Origin of the sequence: Acinetobacter sp. MF4640 (assembly GCF_002018895.1) — a bacterium.
In the GTDB taxonomy this organism is placed as follows: domain Bacteria; phylum Pseudomonadota; class Gammaproteobacteria; order Pseudomonadales; family Moraxellaceae; genus Acinetobacter; species Acinetobacter johnsonii.
Genome location: NZ_MVOM01000046.1, coordinates 14373 through 31208, shown reverse-complemented (window position 1 = coordinate 31208; position 16836 = coordinate 14373). Strand labels below are relative to the sequence as shown.

The window sequence follows — 16836 nt, the reverse complement described above, 5'->3', positions numbered from 1 at the left end:
CTGATTTCTTTTTGAGTGATTCTGCTTTTTCTAAAACCTCTACCATTTCAGTAAAAACATGTCGAGGTACGCCAACCAAGCGTTTGAATTCAGAATCTGAAAAACGATTTAATTTCTGATATCTCATGAAATTTATATTGAGGTGGTTTTTACTTTCGCAAGAGGTCTGTAAAATACTAATTTCAAATGATTTATTTAAAATTGGTACATCTTCATTTTTATCTATACTATTTGAAATACAAGGAGTAATTATTACTATAGTTATAGTTGTTTCATGTGCGTTATTCTATGATTTAATTAAAAGATAGTTCATTCAACTCTTTTAAAGCTTCACCTGCTGCCGCATTGCCATTTTCATATGATTTAGTAAACCAAAATTTTGCTTTTTCTAAATCATTATAAGTATTTGCATATATATATGCTGCATTATTCTGAGCTTCAGGTAGGTTTTGTTCTGCTGCTTTAAGATAAAGTTCTAGAGCCTTTTCTTCATTTTCTGAACAACTACACCATCACGATAAGCATTAGCTAAATTATATTGAGCTTAACTTAATCCAGACTTAGCTGCTAACTGATAAAATTCTAAGGCTTTTTTTCTATCTTTAGTAACGTAATTCCCTGAGTCATACATTAACCCTAAATTATATTGAGCTTCGGGAAAATTTTGTTCCGCAGCTTTATTAAGCCAAAACAATACTTTCTCAGGATTCTTATCTGTACCTATTCCCTTAGTTAACATGGCTGTTAAATCATTTTGAATGACAGCATTCCCATTGCTTTGATGATTATTTGGCGTTGTTAGTAAAAGCCCAGTAAAAACTGGTTTTAGTGAGATGAGCTCTTGGGCATATTTTAATTAAAGTTTTGGTATTTATATAAAAAATTAATAATATAGCGTAAGAGGTATTATGTTAACTGTATGAGAAATAACATTATTCGCATACTTCTATACTTTCTTCTTTTTCAATAAAATTAATTAAGTCATTATTTTTTATGCAAAAATAATTTTTAAATTCGTATTGTCGAAAAGTTTTCCCTCTTTGTAGTTCAACTTGAATATACGTTTCTAAAAAATCTGATTTCAAACTACTCTTTGGGAAACAAAAAATATATTTACTACTTGTATTAGATAGATTTTTTAAACTTTCTTTATAAATAGTTTCTGATAATTCATCATTAGGATTTCCATCCATATCTTTAAAAAATGTATCGAACATTGAAAACTCTTTAGACTCAAAAATCTCCTTAGGTTTCAATGAACAAATACTTTCATTATTTAGAATTTCGTATTGAAAGTAACGAACACGTTTTTCTTTACAACCTATAATTGAGAATGATGCCAATAAAATACTTAAAAAAACTATATATTTCATTATTGTATACTTTGGTAAATTAAAAAAAGCAGTGGAGCTACTGGAATTAGAGTTATATTTGAAACTAATCTATATCCTACTGGATCATTAATGATTGGTTGTACTAGCTTGTTGTTCAGTATTTAATTTTAAAGTTTATATTTCTTGCTAATTCATGAATATATGGATCATAAATAGAATTAGGTAAAGTCCAAATTTATAAAAAGTATTCCTCAACTATTTATCTATTTAACCTATATTGGCTTAAATTTTTTATTTAGTATTTTCTTGTTGAACAGCATAGGCACCTACATTTTGTAGATACCTATGCTTTTAAAAAGAAATTACTTCTTCTTACGTTTCAAACGTTTCTTCGCTTGTTCTGCAGCTACTTTGTCGAGCGTGTCTTTCAGTTCTTCATCGCTGAAAGTGGTGATGTGTTGCAACATTTGTAGCGTGACATCATCTAGCACCAAGTTGGCATATTGCGCAACGTTTTGAAAGTTCTCATCAAACACAATCGCGTTGTCCGAGTTGGTGCTGATATAACCCTGTTGCGTGAGCACTTTAATAAAGCTTTGGAACAGGGCTTTATCAAAGAATTCAGGCGAATTGAACTCATATAGGACAGATAGACGCTGACCGACCAAATGACTAAGCTCTTCCACCTGACGTGCTGAAATGTTCCCAGAACCGCGCTGTGTAATTAGCGCAAGCGTCATGTAGTAACGCTCAAGACTCTGCATGACTGGTGCCGCCAATACCACCAATTGGTTATGATCTTCACTGTTTGGAGCAGGAGAAATCAAGTGACCTTCAGTATCTTCAGAAATCAGTTTGGCTTGAATCAAACCATCTACATAGGCACAGATTTGATCTTTGAGTTCAGCATCTTCCCATTTTAAAAACAATTCTGCTTTTAAAAATGGATATAGCGTGCGAATCACATTGATTAAATCACCACGGCCAATGGTTCCATTGTGTTCAACCAAAGCAGCAACTAATGATGGCAAGACAAAGGCATGCAAAATGTTATTACGGAAGTAGGTCAGCAGTACGGCTTGATTGTCCGCAATCGCAATAATGTCACCAAGAACGTGATTGATACGCTTGATCAGTTTTAGCTTTAAACCATAAGCAATGATTTCTTTACCTGATAATGGCGTGACCAAGAGGCGCTCATCATAAGGAAGTGTCGTCAACAACTTACGATAGGTATCAAGCTGTTTGATGCAGATTTCTTCATCCAGCGTATGCTTCTCAGTGGCCAACAGAACCAAAGACAAGAGTGAAACAGGATTCACCACAGCTGCACGGTTAATATTTTCTAAAATTGCATGTGCTGAACTGTTGACTGCATCAGAGACTTCTTGCGGAATGGGATCATCATTTTTAGCAATTTGCACATTCTCAGCGCCATGCTTTTTCAGCATGTCATCGAGAAAAACAGGCTCGCCAAAGTTGAGATGGACTTTTCCGAAAATACGTTCAATTTTGCGTAAGGTTTGCAGAATCCCAAAGACAGACTCGGCTTCTTTTGGTTTACCGTTCATCTCGCCGACGTAGGTTGCACCTTCCATCAATCGTTCATAGCCAATATAGGTCGGAACAAAGACAATCGGTTTGGCACGCCCACGCAAGTGACTGTGCACAGTCATGGCTAACATACCTGTCTTTGGTGGTAGCAGACGACCTGTACGTGAACGACCACCTTCGATGAAGTATTCCAAAGGCGTGTTACGCGACAAAATGCTATATAGGTATTCTTTAAAGACCGAAGTGTAGAGCGCGTTACCGCGGAAAGTACGGCGAATAAAGAATGCACCGCCACCACGTAAAATTTGCCCAACAAATGGCATATTCAGGTTATCGCCCGCAGCAATATAAGGCACCATCAAACCACGGTTATACACCACATAAGACAGCAGTAAATAGTCGATATGGCTACGGTGACATGGGGTATACACAATTTCGTAGTCTTTAGCCAGCTCACGGACCGTATTGAAGTTATGAACTTCAACCCCGTCATAGAGCTGCGTCCATAATCGTGCCAGCGCCATTTCCGCAAAACGGATGGTTGAATGTGAGTAGTCCGATACGATTTCATTGACATAACCAATGGCACGACGTTCAGCATCCAACATGCTAATTTTGCCGCGGATACTTTCGCGGCGAATCGCATCTTGTACATCATTGGCTTTAATCAATGAATGCATCACGTTGCGACGGTCCGAAAGATCGGGACCGAGTACCGCTTCACGGTGTGCATCGAGCTGATTATTTAAGGTATTTAGAATGTAGGTCGCAGGGGATAAATTCGGATAGGTGGTTTTTGCAAAGTCAACCAAAGCACGTAAAGACTGACTTTCATGAAACTCTAAAAATGACTGACGACCATGTAAACCGATATTCATCAGCTGTTTCACCGTACTTGGAGTTGCCCAAGTGTCGGTAAATAACAATTTAAACCAAGAGTCTTCTTTATCTGGTGAACGTCCCCACAGTACCGTCACAGGTACCAGTTCCACGTCTAAATCGGGTTGTTGTTCTAAAGCTTCAACGAGACGTAATAAGCGCGGTGGAAAGGTGTGTGGTGAAGGGTTCAGTAAATTATTTTCATCGTTATGCTGTAAAAACACGATCGATGCTTTTTCTTGATGTGTCCCCACGACCAAAGGATCGAGTGCAGGAGCAAGCTTTAAACGACGTGTTTCACCATCCACCAACAGCGCATTACTGCGTGAGTGATTTTGAAGCACATAACAGACAATTTTTTTGGGATGGCCTGAAGCTGCTGGGTCAGCATCTGTTGCTGTCGGTTCTGTTGGAACCTCACCCAATACATGTGGGGTTACTATGAGGTCAAGAAGCTTACTTGAAAGCTTTCTATACATTTGACCAAAGCCACTTTTGGACATATACACTCCTGCTTAAATGACCAATCCCGCAGTTTGTCTGAAGGGGTATTTATTTTGCGTAATTGTAAACATAAACCGTATGTCATTTCCTGACAAATTTGTTTTATATGGTGAATTTTATCGTTAAAAATCGTATTTTTAGTCGGAAATAACGAAAAAAACTTATGACAACTCAGTCAAGCAATCTATAGGGTTTTAGTCTGAATTTATGGCAAAATAGATTTTAATATCGATATCATACCTCATCACTTTACAGAAAAATCTGGTCTCTCACCATTAAGTAGGTTACTTATGAATGCCTTAACCCAAGAGTTGGTTGAATTACTGAGCCTCGAAAAAATTGAGGAAAATATCTTTCGTGGACAAAGCCGTAATTTGGTTGGGAAGCGTGTTTTTGGCGGACAAGTCTTAGGTCAGGCCCTACGTGCAGCGTCATATACGACGGATCGTCCAGCTCATTCTTTACATGCATACTTTTTATTTGGTGGCGATGTGAACGCACCGATTATCTATGAAGTTGATCGAATTCGTGATGGTCGTAGTTTTGTCAGTCGCCAAGTGCACGCTATTCAGCATGGTAAAACCATCTTTATGTGTATGGTGTCTTTTGCTGACAATGAAGACGGCCTGAACTATCAAATCGGTGAGCCTGAGTATCCAGCACCCGAGTCTTTAAAGTCTGAGGCTGAACTGAAAAAAATGATGGTGGAATTTGTGCCTGAAAATGTGCGTGCAAGTTTCATGCGCGATCGTCATGTGGAAATTCGTCCAATCAATCCACAGAACCCGTACCAACCGCAGCCTGAAGCACCTGTGTATGCGCACTACATTCGCACGCATGACCGTATAGCAGCAGAGGTGGATGAGATTTCATTGCATCAGGCGATTGCGGCATTCTATTCAGATTTCACTTTAATGACCACGGCACTGCGCCCGCATGGTTTAAGTTATCTTTCGCCAAGTTTGCAGTGTGCGAGTATCGATCATGCCATGTATTTCCATAAACCCTTTCGTGTAGATGACTGGATGCTGTATGACATGGACGCTACAGTGAGTGCCAGTTCACGTGGTTTAAATTTTGGACGAATGTGGCAAAACGGTGAGTTGGTGTGTAGTACCACTCAAGAAGGTTTGATTCGGCTCCGTGAAATCGAAGCCCAATAAAGCCTAAGTACAGAAAAAGCTGAGTGATATGACTCAGCTTTTTTTATGGCTGATTTTATGACTGAAAGGTGGTCAGAGCAGAGCTAGGAGTTGAGCTTCAATTGTAATGGTCTCACCTTTTGGGCAGAGGCATATGGGGAAATGTGCAGTACTTGTGACAAAAAAATGCTCGATTCTAGCCCGTTCGCATGGCATAGTTTCCCAAAGAAATCTTTGAAAAGCATGAAGCTATGAGCTTAAACACGCAAATTCTAATTGCAGCGATCTTTGGGGTCATCTTCGGATTTATTTTAAATCTTTTCCCTGAAACCGCTTTTTTAGACATGAGTTTGTATGGAATCGGGGTGGTCAGCAGTATTTTTATCGGTCTATTAAAAATGCTCCTGATTCCTCTCATTTTTAGCTCAATTGTGGTGGGGGTATCAAACTTACAAGCGGGTGGACAACTCTCCCGTGTTTGGAAAATTACGGTGGCATGTTGTGTCACCACCACGACTTTGGCGCTGATATTGGGTTTAAGCTGCGCGCATTTATTTGAAGTCGGCAAAGGTGTCGATATCGCCATGTTCCAAGACGCCATGGCCGCTCATCAAACTCCAGATACGCTCACCCCATCTTCGTTCTTCACCAACTTTATTCAAAATACGCTGATTAATCCCTTCAAAGCCTTTGCCGAAGGCAATGTTTTAGCGGTAGTGGTTTTTGCGTTGTTCATAGGTGTGGCACTCGTCAAGGGCGGCGAAAAATTCCGTACCGTACGTAAGCTGAGTCAACAGTTCTTTGACATCATGATGTTGATGATTGGTTGGGTGATGAAGCTAGCCCCGCTAGGAATTTTTGCCTTACTTGCTAAGTTGATTGCCACTGAAGACATTTCTGTATTGAGTCGTTTGGCAGAGTTTGCGGCTGTGGTAACGGGCACTACCATTTTTCATGGTCTGGTGGTTTTGCCGCTATTACTGTGGATTTTTGGCAAGATGAACCCGATGACCTTTTTTAAAGGCACGCGTGTGGCGTTGATTACGGCTTTTGCCACCAGTTCAAGCTCGGCAACTATGCCTTTATCCCTCAAGTGTGCGCAAGAAAATCTTGGTGTACGTCCGCAAACGGCAGGCTTTGTGATTCCGTTGGGGACGCAGCTCAATATGGATGGTACTGCGCTGTATGAGGCAGCGGCGGCTTTGTTTATTGCCAACTTGATGGGACTCGATTTGACCTTGAGTCAGCAGCTGGTGGTGTGTCTGACGGCGATGATTGCTTCTTTAGGTGCTCCAGGGATTCCGAGTGCAGGCATGGTCACTATGATTATGGTATTGCAGTCTGTCGGGCTTCCTGCTGAAGCGATTGCGATTTTATTACCGATTGATCGCTTACTGGATACCGTGCGTACTGTGGTGAATGTACAAGGTGACATGATGATTAGTGTGGTGGTGGATCGACATACCCAGGATCTGGATGCACCTTTGCCCAATTTATCGAATCCGTCTTAAGTTTTGCTCTAAAATAAAAAAGCAGCTATTAAGCTGCTTTTTTTATTTTAGGATTTAAGCGACTTTGAGCATGGCACGTTTAGCCGCTGGGGATTGGTCTAAGTAGGCAATCGCATCTTCTGTCTTGGCTTCGTGTACAGGGTCATACCACGGCACTAAATAGCCAAATTGCTGTGAGATGAGCCATAACGGACTTGGTAAAACTTGATGATTCCGTTTAGAAATAGACAGCCACTCACGCCAAATCCAAGGTTTAAACAGACTGGGTTGAATCGACTTAAAGCGGTCATCTTGTTTCATAATATGAGCTGCACCATCGACCCATAAGCCCAGAACGGCAGCAATCACCACCAGACTCAAATAATAGCGCGCAATATAACCCCCGCCTAAATGTCGGTACAAATCAAATGCGACGGTACGGTGTTCAATTTCTTCTGCGCCGTGCCATTTGATCAAGTCTAACATCGCAGGGTCAGCGCCCATTTTCTCCCATTCGGTGTTGTCCAGTGCATATTTTCCAAGGACACAGGTCATGTGTTCCACCGTGGCAATAATATCGAGTCGAAACAGATCCCACTGGTGCTCAAGTGCTTTAGGTACAGTGAGATCTAGTGGTTTATCGGCCAGTAATTTTCCAAATAAGAAATCCATCAACTCTAGATTACGGGAGACATCAATCTTTCTTTGGCTGAGATACTCTTTATTGGCTGAGTTGTGTGCCTGCGCATGCATGGCTTCTTGGCGGATAAAGGCTTGTACATCTTGCTTCAGTTTTTCATCGCTAATTTGTGGTAAGACTTTGTTATAGAGGCGGCAGAACCAGAACTCACCTGCGGGCAGGATCATATTAATTTCATTGATGAAATAGCTGGCAAAAGGTTGGTTGGGAATCCAATCAATCGGACTGTCTTGCCACTCAAATTTAACTTTGCGGGGCTTAATTGTGTAGGCAATAGAGGAACGAATTTTGTTTTTTTTCAATCGAGACCATAATTTCATATGCTGACCTATTTTTATATGTGTTGAATTTTTTCACGAGCTGAATAAAGTCAGTATAAAAAAAGTCCCCGATTGCGATTAGCAATAGGGGACACAGATACAGCAATAGATGATGCTTTTTTAGGTTGGCGTTTAAAACTTAAGCCTCAGGCTGTGGTTTGGTTTCCACATCGTCTTCAGCATCAAGATCCATAACGGCTTCAGGATCTTCATCGAAGTCTTCTGTATCCAGCTCATCTGCCGTCGCATCTGGAATACTGTTTAAGTCAAAGTGTTGGGCTTGGTCTAAAGTAAAATTCAGTCGTCCGCCCATCACACTTGCCAGTTCTTCTAGGCCTTGTTTATTGAGGGAAGAGAACAATTGAATTGAGAAATCAAGTTTCATCTTTTTCAATTGGGCTTTAACTTCTTGCAATGCCTTAGAGGCAGGGCCACGGTTGAGTTTGTCGGACTTGGTCAGTAGCACATGTACAAACAATTTACGTGAATAAGCCCATTCCAACATCATCACGTCAAAGTGCTGTAGTGGATGACGAATATCCATCAACAATACTAAGCCTTGTAAGCTTTTACGCTGAATCAGGTAATTTTCTAACTCTTTTTGCCACACGATTTTCATCGCTTCAGGCACGGCTGCATAACCATAACCGGGTAAGTCGACGAGACGTTGGTCAGGATTACCCAGACTGAAAAAGTTAATCATCTGCGTACGACCCGGTCTTTTCGAGGCACGAGCCAATTGCTTTTGGTTGGTTAAGGCATTGATAGCACTAGACTTACCTGCATTTGAACGACCCGCAAAAGCAATTTCATAGCCTGTATCTTCTACACACAGGTTGAGCTTCGGAGCACTCATTAAAAACTCTGCTTTACGCAGCCAGTTGAGAGCGCGCACAGCATATTCAGTAACTGCAGAATCTACCTTTTTTTCATAGCTAATTTTTTGCTTTGGGGCAGCAGCAATTTTACTGTTTTTGGATTTTCCTCGGCTGTGGTGCATAACTCAACTTCAATTTATGATCTACAATCAGCCATTATAATGGAAGTCGAGCAGGCAATCGACCTTTGCAGCGTAAAGTCCGCAATCTTGTCAGTAAAAGACCTTAATCAGCAAGATTGATCAGGTTAATCGGCGAGTGGGTCGTGAATTTATTCTGAGCTTCAGTACCCAGTACATCTGCTAAGGTATATTGGTCTAAGCTGTGATAGAACTGATCCAACGCTTGATCTAAGATCCCTTTGAGTCCGCAATTCGAACGGAGTACGCAAGGCGGGGTGTTACATTCCACAATGTTCTGATCCGCTTGCAAGATCCGTACAATCTCGCCCAGTCTTAAATGGAGGGTTTCTGGATTGAGCCGAATCCCACCGCCACGACCGCGTGCAGTAATAATCCACTGCTGTTTCGCCATAAAGTGTACGATTTTCATCAAGTGGTTTTCAGACACTTGTAGTGCTTGTGCCAGTTCTGCGATGGTATGCGGCAGCGCTTTCGGCTGTGAAACATACATCAGAATTCGCAAAGCATAATCGGTAAATTTATTGAGCTGCATGAGGGTACTGATCGTTGATAAGCAAAAAAAACAAAGGGCTAGTCTAGCATAACCTGACTAACCCTCTCTATTTTATGCCGATGGCATGGGTTAGTGGTGAACACCACCTGTACCAAAAGCTTCACTGTGAATATTTTCGGCAGGAACACCACGGGCAATCAGGGCTTTTTGTTGTTCTGCCATAAATGGCATTGGGCCGCATAAGTAGTAGTCTGCTTGAACAGGTAAAATTGCGCTATCAATGGTACTCAAATCAAGGCGACCCTTCGCATCATAATCTTGACCCAAAACATCACTTTGATGTGGGAACTCATATGCAGTAAAGGTACTTAAACGTGGATATTTGGCTTTTAAGTCATGAATATGTTGTTTCATGGCATGCACTTGTTTGCTACGGCAGGCGTGCACAAAAGTCACAGGCTCTGGCATATCCAAAGTCACCAATTGATTCAGCATCGCCACCATTGGCGTGAGGCCTACACCACCACTAATAAAGACATTGCGTTTATTTGGGTCAATCAGGTAGAAGTTACCTGTTGGTGCAGACACTTCAATTTCAGCACCTTCGGCTAAACCATGCAGGGTATTTGACACCCAGCCTCCTGCCAAATCGCCTTTTTCATCTTCGCGTTTGACCGAGATACGTAAATAGTCAGCTTGAGGGCTAGTTGAAAGGGTGTATTGGCGAGGTTGTTTTAGACCAAGTTCCTCAACAAATACACGTACTGAAATATACTGACCTGCTTCATATTTTGGTAAATCACCACCGTCCACAGGGGCAAGATAGAAAGAAGTGATTTCATCGCTTTCAACCACTTTTTTCGCAATTTTAAAGTTGCGCCAGCCTAACCAGCTCCCTTTGGTTTGTTGATGTTGCTCATAAATCGCTTTTTCAGTGCTAATGAATAAATCAGCCAATTGACCATACGCCGCAGCCCAAGCATCAATCAATGGATCCTCCATTGAAATACTTAAAACTTCACTAATCGAATGGAGGAGGTTTTCCCCAACAATATTGTAGTCGGGTGCTTGAATATTCAAGCTGACATGTTTGTGGGCAATCAGCTCAACCACAGGGAGTAATACTGAAGGATCTTCAATGTTTTCTGCATAGGCCAACACAGCACCCGCCAAAGCTTGGGCTTGAGCACCACTGCGTTGATGCCCCATATTAAAGGTTTCTTTTAAATTAGGATTGTTGCCTAACATGCGGTTATAAAAATAACCTGTGAGTGCGACACCATTTTCACGAAGGACAGGAACAGTTGCTTTTACAAGTTCAATTTGCTGCGGAGTCATGTTTGATCTCTCTTGGCTATCATTTATAAGATGTATTTAAAATATACCTTTAAGGATGTAATGTAAATACATCTTTAAAGAAAAGCTTAACTTTTATATGGGATATATGAATATCCCATAAATTTTGATTTTTAGATTTAAAAAGTAGATCACTTACGACCAAACAATGAGCCGAGTAAACCACGGACGATTTTTTGTCCCGTACTGCCCCCGAGACTACGTGCGGCGCTTTTGGCGAACGTTCCTACTGTGTCTTGAATTAGCTTCTCACGCTGTTTTGCTTCACGTTCAGCTTCTTTCTGCTGTTCTTTCGCAATCCGCTCTTGCTCACGTGCTTGTTGCTTCGCTAGTGTTTCAGCTTCTTTGGCCTTCTGTTTCGCTAGCGCCTCTTGTTCTTTGGTTTGTTGTTTCTCTTGCTCTATCTGTACAGCTTGTTGTTGGCGTTCAACCACTTTATTTTGTAGAAGTTCAAAAGCGCTTTCACGGTCTAGGCTTTTTTCATAAATGCCTGCCACGATACTTTGTGAAATAAAGGCTTGACGTTGCTCTGGGCTAATCGGAGTGAAAGACGAATAGGGTGGCATCACCCATGCACGCTCTACGACTTGCGGCGTGCCTTGTTCATCTAGGCAACTAATTAAAGCTTCACCCACAGCTAGTTCAGTGATGGCTTGCTCAACTTTAAATTCAGGATTGGCACGGAAGGTGTCTGCAGCTGTTTTAACTGCTTTTTGATCTTTCGGGGTAAAGGCACGTAAGGCATGTTGTACGCGATTTCCGAGCTGCCCTAACACGCTTTCAGGCAAATCCAGTGGGTTTTGCGTGACAAAGTAAATACCCACCCCTTTGGAGCGGATCAGGCGCACCACTTGTTCAATTTTTTCTTGCAGCGCTGCACTGGCATTATCAAACAGTAAATGCGCTTCATCAAAGAAGAACACCAGCTTGGGCTTGTCCATATCGCCAACCTCAGGCAGCTGTTCAAACAGTTCTGAAAGCATCCAGAGCAGAAAAGTGGCATAGAGCTTTGGGGTATTCATGAGCTTGTCTGCGGCTAAGATATTGATATAGCCATAACCATTACTGTCGGTCTGAATAAAGTCGAGAATATTTAAGCTGGGCTCTCCGAAAAATTGATCACCGCCTTGATCGGCCAGTGCCAATAAATTCCGTTGAATCGCACCAAGGCTGGCAGGAGATAGGTTGCCATATTCGGCTTTAAACTCTGCGGCATGTTCACTGACATAACCAATCATGGCTTTTAAGTCTTTAAAGTCGATCAGTAGCATGCCTTGATCATCTGCAATACGAAATACCGCAGAAAGTACCCCTTCTTGGGTGTCATTCAAATTCAGCATACGTGCCAGCAACAGCGGGCCAATTTCGGTAATCGTGGTACGAATAGGATGACCTTGTTCAGCAAATAAATCCCAAAACACCACGGGGGATGCAGCAAAGGGAATGCTGTTGATGCCTAAACTTTTAATGCGCTCATCAAATTTGGGGTTGGATGCACCTGCCTGCGCTAAGCTGGAAACATCACCTTTGGCATCGGCTAAAAATACGGGCACCCCGAGTCTGGAAAAACTTTCAGCCAACACCTTCAGGGTTACAGTTTTACCTGTCCCTGTTGCCCCTGCAATTAAGCCATGACGGTTGGCAAACTTCGAGTGTAGAACAACATCTTGTTGGGTATTCGTGGTTTTCTTGGCAATGATGATCGGGGTGCTCATACTTCTTCCTATTCAATTTTTTTGTGATGGTTATTCAGTTGTTTTAGTGCGTTTTCTATATCTTGAATTAAATCGGCAGGATGTTCTAGTCCTATACAAAAGCGAACCAATAAACCTTGTTGTAAATGTGTATGCTCAAGTGTACGCATGTCTTTGAGGTCATACAGCATCACCAAACTGACAGGACCGCCCCAACTAAAGCCGAGTTTGAAGAGTGATAGGGCATCACAAAATTGACGAATATCCTGCAGATCAAATTCGGGCTTGAAAATGACACTGACCAAACCTGCACTGTGTTGATCGACACAAATGTCTTTCCAATATGAATGACCCGCAGCACTCGAGTCAGCAGGGTGTAAGACCTGCACAAATTCCGGTTGTTGTTTTAGCCATGCTAGGAGTTGCAGCGCACTTTCAGACTGTGCGGCATAACGAATGCGCATTGATGCTAGACTGCGTTGGACTTGAGCAACATCATCCCCAGAGACGCTAATGCCTTGAATGGCATGCGTGCGAAAGAGTTGATGATGTAAAGCTCGCTCGCGTGTCACGACTGAGCCCATTAAAATGTCTCCGCCGCCACTTGGGTATTTGGTCAAAGCATGTACCGTCACATCTACACTTAAGTGCGCATCACTAAAATCAAAAGCATTAAAGGCAAGACCTGCGCCCCACGTATTGTCTAAAGCAGTGAGCACATGATGCGTTTGTGCCTTTTTCACCAGTCCGACCAAATCTGGAAACTCCAGTGTGACCGACCCTGCGGCTTCTAGCCAAATCAGTTTAGCTTTTTCCGTCGGTTGGAAAGAAGACACATCAATAGGGTTATAAACACGAACATCAATGCCATAGCGTTTTTCTAGATTACGAAGATGCTCCATGTTTGGCCCGTAAATATTATCCGCTACCCAAACTTCATCACCATGACTTAAAAAACATGAGTTCACTAGGTTAATGGCAGATAAACCACTTGGTGCGAGTAGGCAGTACTTTCCACCCTCAATTTGTGCAATGTTATCGCCCAATGTAAATGTGGTGGGGGTGCCATGGGTACCATAACTATAGTCATAGTCATCGGTCCAATGGCGATTAAACAGTGCATTGGTATCTTTAAAAATAATCGTCGATGCACGATACAGGGGAGGTTGGACCGTTGAAATGTACTGAGGCGCTTGTCTTGGTGCATGAACCAATGCGGTTTGCGGTTTTTTTTTCACGAATCGACTCATCATAAAGCGATAAATTGTTTTTAGCTTAAGAGAAAGTTTCTAAATAGGCGAGAAAATTGAACAAATGTGAATAAAGGTAAACAAAATAAAAAGTTGGCTTCAATTTTGCTAAATCATCGATAAGGATAGTAAAAAGAAGGCATAAGCGCATGACGTCGCATTTAAAAGTACATTATTTTCAGCATATTGCTGGTGAAGGGTTCGGCAGTTGCTATACATATTTAAAACAACAAGGTGCTGTAATCAGTGCAACAGAGTTTTTTGCTTTACCTATAGATCAAGCCTTAGAGATAGAAGCTTTACCGAGTGTTGAGGATGTTGACTTACTCATCATTATGGGGGGCACCATGAGTGTGAATGATGAAGTGAATTTTCCATGGTTAAAGATCGAGAAGCGTTGGTTAAGACGTTACTTGGCCGCAGGAAAACCCGCGATTGGTTTATGCTTGGGTGGGCAATTGATTGCCAATGCGCTCGGTGCTGCGGTCAGTCGCAATGAACAACAGGAGTTGGGTTGGGCGACAGTACGTAAAATCCAGCACGTCCCAACAGAATGCTTTGAATTGCCTGAACAGTTTAATGTAATGCAATGGCATAGCGAGACCTTTGAAATTCCAAAAGGTGCTGTACATTTGGCTGAAAATACCGTGTGTCGTAATCAAATGTACCAAATTGGAAAGAATGTATTGGGTTTTCAATTTCACCCAGAGATCGTGCCAGAAACCTTGGCACTCTTTTTAGAAAATGATGACGAGCTGAATAAGTTTTCGGGGCAATACGTGGCAACTGAAACCGAATTGAAAAAATCGCCAAAATTAAATTTTATTGAGGGAAATCAAATTCTTAATAGTGCAATTGATTATGTGTTGCGGCAAACAGTCTATTGATGCTTTTTTAAGCTACTGATAATCCAAACAAATTGAATATATTGTAAAAAATCAAAAATGGATTTGCTTATGCATTAAACAATGGCTATAATGAGCGACCCTTTAATGAAAGGGGGTTAACTGCGAATAAAGTAGTTAACATCGTGACAGTCGTGGCATCGATCATGACCTTAGTGATATTTCACTGCTCTTGACACTTACCTTTTAGTGGGGTGAGATGCGTCAGGAGTGATTCTTTATATATTTGGCTTGGAGTTTACTGGTATGTCTAACCAGAGAATTCGTATCCGTTTGAAGTCTTTTGATCACCGTTTAATTGATCAATCAGCTCAAGAAATCGTAGAAACAGCAAAACGTACTGGCGCACAAGTTTGTGGTCCAATTCCAATGCCTACACGCATTGAACGTTTTAACGTTTTAACATCACCACACGTTAACAAAGATGCGCGTGACCAATACGAGATCCGCACTTATAAACGTTTGATCGACATCGTTCAACCTACAGACAAAACTGTAGATGCATTGATGAAGTTAGATCTTGCAGCTGGTGTTGATGTTCAGATCGCATTGGGTTAAGGCTTTCGGGTTAATTAACGCTCTAAGTTAATTAGGCCGCTTTTTTAGAGGTTTATGCACATGGCTATTGGTTTAGTCGGTCGCAAGTGCGGTATGACACGTATCTTTACAGATGCTGGTGTTTCTGTGCCTGTTACAGTGATTGAGGTTGATCCTAACCGCATCACTCAAATCAAAACGCTTGAAACTGATGGTTATCAAGCGATTCAAATCACTACTGGTGAACGTCGCGAATCTCGCGTAACTAACGCTCAGAAAGGTCACTTCGCGAAAGCGGGTGTTGCTGCTGGTCGTCTAGTTCAAGAATTCCGTGCAACAGAAGCTGATCTTGAAGGTCGTGAAGTTGGTGGAACTATCGGTGTAGACATGTTCACAGTTGGTCAAGTTGTTGACGTAACTGGTCAGTCGAAAGGTAAAGGTTTCCAAGGTGGTGTTAAGCGTTGGAACTTCCGTACGCAAGATGCTACTCACGGTAACTCACTTTCTCACCGTGTTCTGGGTTCTACAGGTCAAAACCAGACTCCTGGTCGCGTATTCAAAGGCAAAAAAATGGCTGGCCATTTAGGTGCTGAACGCGTAACTGTACAGGGTCTAGAAATTGTATCTATCGACGCAGAACGTTCAGTTTTAGTAGTGAAAGGTGCAATTCCTGGCGCTACTGGTGGTGACGTAACTGTTCGTCCTACGATCAAGGCCTGAGGGGAAATAACGTGAATTTAAATACTGTTTCCGGCTCTGCTGTTGAATTATCAGAAGTTGCGTTCGGTCGTGAATTCAATGAAGCTCTTGTACACCAGGTTGTTACAGCTTATTTAGCTGGTGGCCGTCAAGGTTCAAAAGCTCAGAAATCACGTGCAGACGTTTCTGGCGGTGGCAAAAAGCCATTCCGTCAAAAAGGTACTGGTCGCGCTCGTGCTGGTTCTATTCGTAGCCCAATCTGGGTAGGTGGTGGTAAGACTTTTGCTGCACGCCCACAAGATTGGTCTCAAAAAGTTAACCGCAAAATGTATCGCGGTGCAATGCAATGTATCTTAGCTGAACTTGTTCGCCAAGATCGTCTTGTATTGGTTGAAGAGTTTGCTGTTGCTGCTCCAAAAACTAAAGAGTTGCTTGCAAAACTTAACGACTTGAATGCTACTCGTGCATTGATCGTTACAGAATCTGTAGATGAGAATCTATACCTTGCAGCGCGCAACATTCCACACGTTGATGTGGTTGATGCTGTTGCTATCGATCCTGTTAGCTTGATTGCGTTCGATAAAGTTGTTATGTCTGTAGCTGCTGCTAAGAAAATTGAGGTAGAACTCGGATGAACAACGAACGTATCTATCAAGTCCTACAAGGACCTGTATTCTCAGAAAAAGCACAAGTTTTAGGCGAAACTGCTGGTGTTCAAGTTTTCAAAGTTGCACTTGATGCAAACAAACTTGAAATCAAAAAAGCTGTTGAGCAATTGTTTGGTGTTCAAGTTGTTAAAGTTAACACAACGATCACTAAAGGTAAGACTAAACGCTTTGGTAAAACATTAGGACGTCGTTCTGATGTTAAAAAAGCATACGTCACCCTGAAAGCTGGCCAAGATGTTGAAATGGCTGACTTGGGCGATACCGCTGAAAGCGCAGCGGAATAAGGACGA

17 protein-coding genes and 1 pseudogene are annotated in these 16836 nt (G+C 41.9%); 7 read left to right on the top strand and 11 right to left on the bottom strand.

Annotated features, from left to right (window positions below; all coding sequences use genetic code 11):
• From MF4640_RS14395 to plsB, 5 genes and pseudogenes are all read right to left on the bottom strand, one after another.
• A pseudogene (locus MF4640_RS14395) lies at positions 1-127 on the bottom strand (IS5/IS1182 family transposase); the annotation flags it as partial.
• Positions 128-293: 166 nt separating this feature from the next.
• Complete coding sequence (locus MF4640_RS19990) at positions 294-416, bottom strand: hypothetical protein (protein WP_413772698.1); 123 nt, start codon at positions 414-416, stop codon at positions 294-296.
• Between the two features lie 128 nt (positions 417-544).
• Complete coding sequence (locus MF4640_RS19985) at positions 545-739, bottom strand: tetratricopeptide repeat protein (RefSeq protein ID WP_413772697.1); 195 nt, start codon at positions 737-739, stop codon at positions 545-547.
• A gap of 193 nt (positions 740-932) precedes the next feature.
• A complete protein-coding gene (locus tag MF4640_RS14385) occupies positions 933-1373 on the bottom strand; it encodes a hypothetical protein (RefSeq protein ID WP_078390015.1) in 441 nt (146 codons plus the stop codon).
• Positions 1374-1696: 323 nt separating this feature from the next.
• Positions 1697-4270, bottom strand: coding sequence for a glycerol-3-phosphate 1-O-acyltransferase PlsB (plsB, locus tag MF4640_RS14380; RefSeq protein WP_078390014.1), 2574 nt, complete (start codon positions 4268-4270; stop codon positions 1697-1699).
• A gap of 291 nt (positions 4271-4561) precedes the next feature.
• Here plsB and MF4640_RS14375 point away from each other — a divergent pair, with 291 nt between their 5' ends.
• Positions 4562-5434, top strand: a complete 873-nt coding sequence (locus MF4640_RS14375) for an acyl-CoA thioesterase (protein WP_078390013.1) — start codon at positions 4562-4564, stop codon at positions 5432-5434.
• 230 nt (positions 5435-5664) lie between these two features.
• Positions 5665-6924 carry a dicarboxylate/amino acid:cation symporter gene (locus MF4640_RS14370; protein WP_078390012.1) on the top strand — a complete coding sequence of 420 codons (1260 nt, stop codon included), beginning with the start codon at positions 5665-5667 and terminating at the stop codon, positions 6922-6924.
• A gap of 54 nt (positions 6925-6978) precedes the next feature.
• Here MF4640_RS14370 and MF4640_RS14365 read toward each other — a convergent pair whose 3' ends face one another.
• From MF4640_RS14365 to MF4640_RS14340, 6 genes are all read right to left on the bottom strand, one after another.
• Positions 6979-7923, bottom strand: coding sequence for a metal-dependent hydrolase (locus MF4640_RS14365; RefSeq protein WP_078390011.1), 945 nt, complete (start codon positions 7921-7923; stop codon positions 6979-6981).
• A 139-nt stretch (positions 7924-8062) separates the two neighbouring features.
• The gene (gene yihA, locus MF4640_RS14360; RefSeq protein WP_005401286.1) at positions 8063-8923 is read right to left on the bottom strand and encodes a ribosome biogenesis GTP-binding protein YihA/YsxC; all 861 of its coding nucleotides are present in this window, start codon (positions 8921-8923) and stop codon (positions 8063-8065) included.
• A 103-nt stretch (positions 8924-9026) separates the two neighbouring features.
• On the bottom strand, positions 9027-9476 hold the full coding sequence (locus MF4640_RS14355; protein WP_078390010.1) for an RrF2 family transcriptional regulator: 450 nt from the start codon (positions 9474-9476) through the stop codon (positions 9027-9029).
• Positions 9477-9566: 90 nt separating this feature from the next.
• A complete protein-coding gene (hmpA, locus tag MF4640_RS14350) occupies positions 9567-10775 on the bottom strand; it encodes an NO-inducible flavohemoprotein (protein ID WP_078390009.1) in 1209 nt (402 codons plus the stop codon).
• A gap of 149 nt (positions 10776-10924) precedes the next feature.
• Positions 10925-12508 (bottom strand): helicase HerA-like domain-containing protein, encoded by a 1584-nt coding sequence (locus tag MF4640_RS14345; RefSeq protein ID WP_078390008.1) that lies wholly within the window; start codon positions 12506-12508, stop codon positions 10925-10927.
• A gap of 8 nt (positions 12509-12516) precedes the next feature.
• Positions 12517-13737 carry a PLP-dependent transferase gene (locus MF4640_RS14340; protein ID WP_193791553.1) on the bottom strand — a complete coding sequence of 407 codons (1221 nt, stop codon included), beginning with the start codon at positions 13735-13737 and terminating at the stop codon, positions 12517-12519.
• Between the two features lie 149 nt (positions 13738-13886).
• Between MF4640_RS14340 and MF4640_RS14335 the strand changes: the two genes are divergently transcribed.
• The 5 genes from MF4640_RS14335 (at position 13887) to rplW (ending at position 16830) form a co-directional block, all read left to right on the top strand.
• Positions 13887-14624, top strand: coding sequence for a type 1 glutamine amidotransferase (locus MF4640_RS14335; protein ID WP_078390007.1), 738 nt, complete (start codon positions 13887-13889; stop codon positions 14622-14624).
• Between the two features lie 264 nt (positions 14625-14888).
• On the top strand, positions 14889-15200 hold the full coding sequence (rpsJ, locus tag MF4640_RS14330) for a 30S ribosomal protein S10 (protein WP_000070912.1): 312 nt from the start codon (positions 14889-14891) through the stop codon (positions 15198-15200).
• 60 nt (positions 15201-15260) lie between these two features.
• Positions 15261-15899 (top strand): 50S ribosomal protein L3, encoded by a 639-nt coding sequence (rplC, locus tag MF4640_RS14325; protein ID WP_004691328.1) that lies wholly within the window; start codon positions 15261-15263, stop codon positions 15897-15899.
• An 11-nt stretch (positions 15900-15910) separates the two neighbouring features.
• Entirely contained in the window at positions 15911-16513 is a 603-nt protein-coding gene (gene rplD / locus MF4640_RS14320) for a 50S ribosomal protein L4 (RefSeq protein ID WP_078390006.1), read from the top strand.
• Positions 16510-16830, top strand: a complete 321-nt coding sequence (gene rplW, locus MF4640_RS14315) for a 50S ribosomal protein L23 (RefSeq protein WP_004691323.1) — start codon at positions 16510-16512, stop codon at positions 16828-16830. Before rplD ends, rplW begins: the two co-directional genes overlap by 4 nt.
• Positions 16831-16836: the final 6 nt, after the last annotated feature.

What these genes read in the sequence shown, in the direction of transcription:
- MF4640_RS19985 (WP_413772697.1), bottom strand. Translation starts at nt 739, where the DNA reads ATGTTAACTAAGGGAATAGGTACAGATAAGAATCCTGAGAAAGTATTG.
- MF4640_RS14385 (WP_078390015.1), bottom strand. Translation starts at nt 1,373, where the DNA reads ATGAAATATATAGTTTTTTTAAGTATTTTATTGGCATCATTCTCAATT.
- plsB (WP_078390014.1), bottom strand. Translation starts at nt 4,270, where the DNA reads ATGTCCAAAAGTGGCTTTGGTCAAATGTATAGAAAGCTTTCAAGTAAG.
- MF4640_RS14375 (WP_078390013.1), top strand. Translation starts at nt 4,562, where the DNA reads ATGAATGCCTTAACCCAAGAGTTGGTTGAATTACTGAGCCTCGAAAAA.
- MF4640_RS14370 (WP_078390012.1), top strand. Translation starts at nt 5,665, where the DNA reads ATGAGCTTAAACACGCAAATTCTAATTGCAGCGATCTTTGGGGTCATC.
- MF4640_RS14365 (WP_078390011.1), bottom strand. Translation starts at nt 7,923, where the DNA reads ATGAAATTATGGTCTCGATTGAAAAAAAACAAAATTCGTTCCTCTATT.
- yihA (WP_005401286.1), bottom strand. Translation starts at nt 8,923, where the DNA reads ATGCACCACAGCCGAGGAAAATCCAAAAACAGTAAAATTGCTGCTGCC.
- MF4640_RS14355 (WP_078390010.1), bottom strand. Translation starts at nt 9,476, where the DNA reads ATGCAGCTCAATAAATTTACCGATTATGCTTTGCGAATTCTGATGTAT.
- hmpA (WP_078390009.1), bottom strand. Translation starts at nt 10,775, where the DNA reads ATGACTCCGCAGCAAATTGAACTTGTAAAAGCAACTGTTCCTGTCCTT.
- MF4640_RS14345 (WP_078390008.1), bottom strand. Translation starts at nt 12,508, where the DNA reads ATGAGCACCCCGATCATCATTGCCAAGAAAACCACGAATACCCAACAA.
- MF4640_RS14340 (WP_193791553.1), bottom strand. Translation starts at nt 13,737, where the DNA reads ATGAGTCGATTCGTGAAAAAAAAACCGCAAACCGCATTGGTTCATGCA.
- MF4640_RS14335 (WP_078390007.1), top strand. Translation starts at nt 13,887, where the DNA reads ATGACGTCGCATTTAAAAGTACATTATTTTCAGCATATTGCTGGTGAA.
- rpsJ (WP_000070912.1), top strand. Translation starts at nt 14,889, where the DNA reads ATGTCTAACCAGAGAATTCGTATCCGTTTGAAGTCTTTTGATCACCGT.
- rplC (WP_004691328.1), top strand. Translation starts at nt 15,261, where the DNA reads ATGGCTATTGGTTTAGTCGGTCGCAAGTGCGGTATGACACGTATCTTT.
- rplW (WP_004691323.1), top strand. Translation starts at nt 16,510, where the DNA reads ATGAACAACGAACGTATCTATCAAGTCCTACAAGGACCTGTATTCTCA.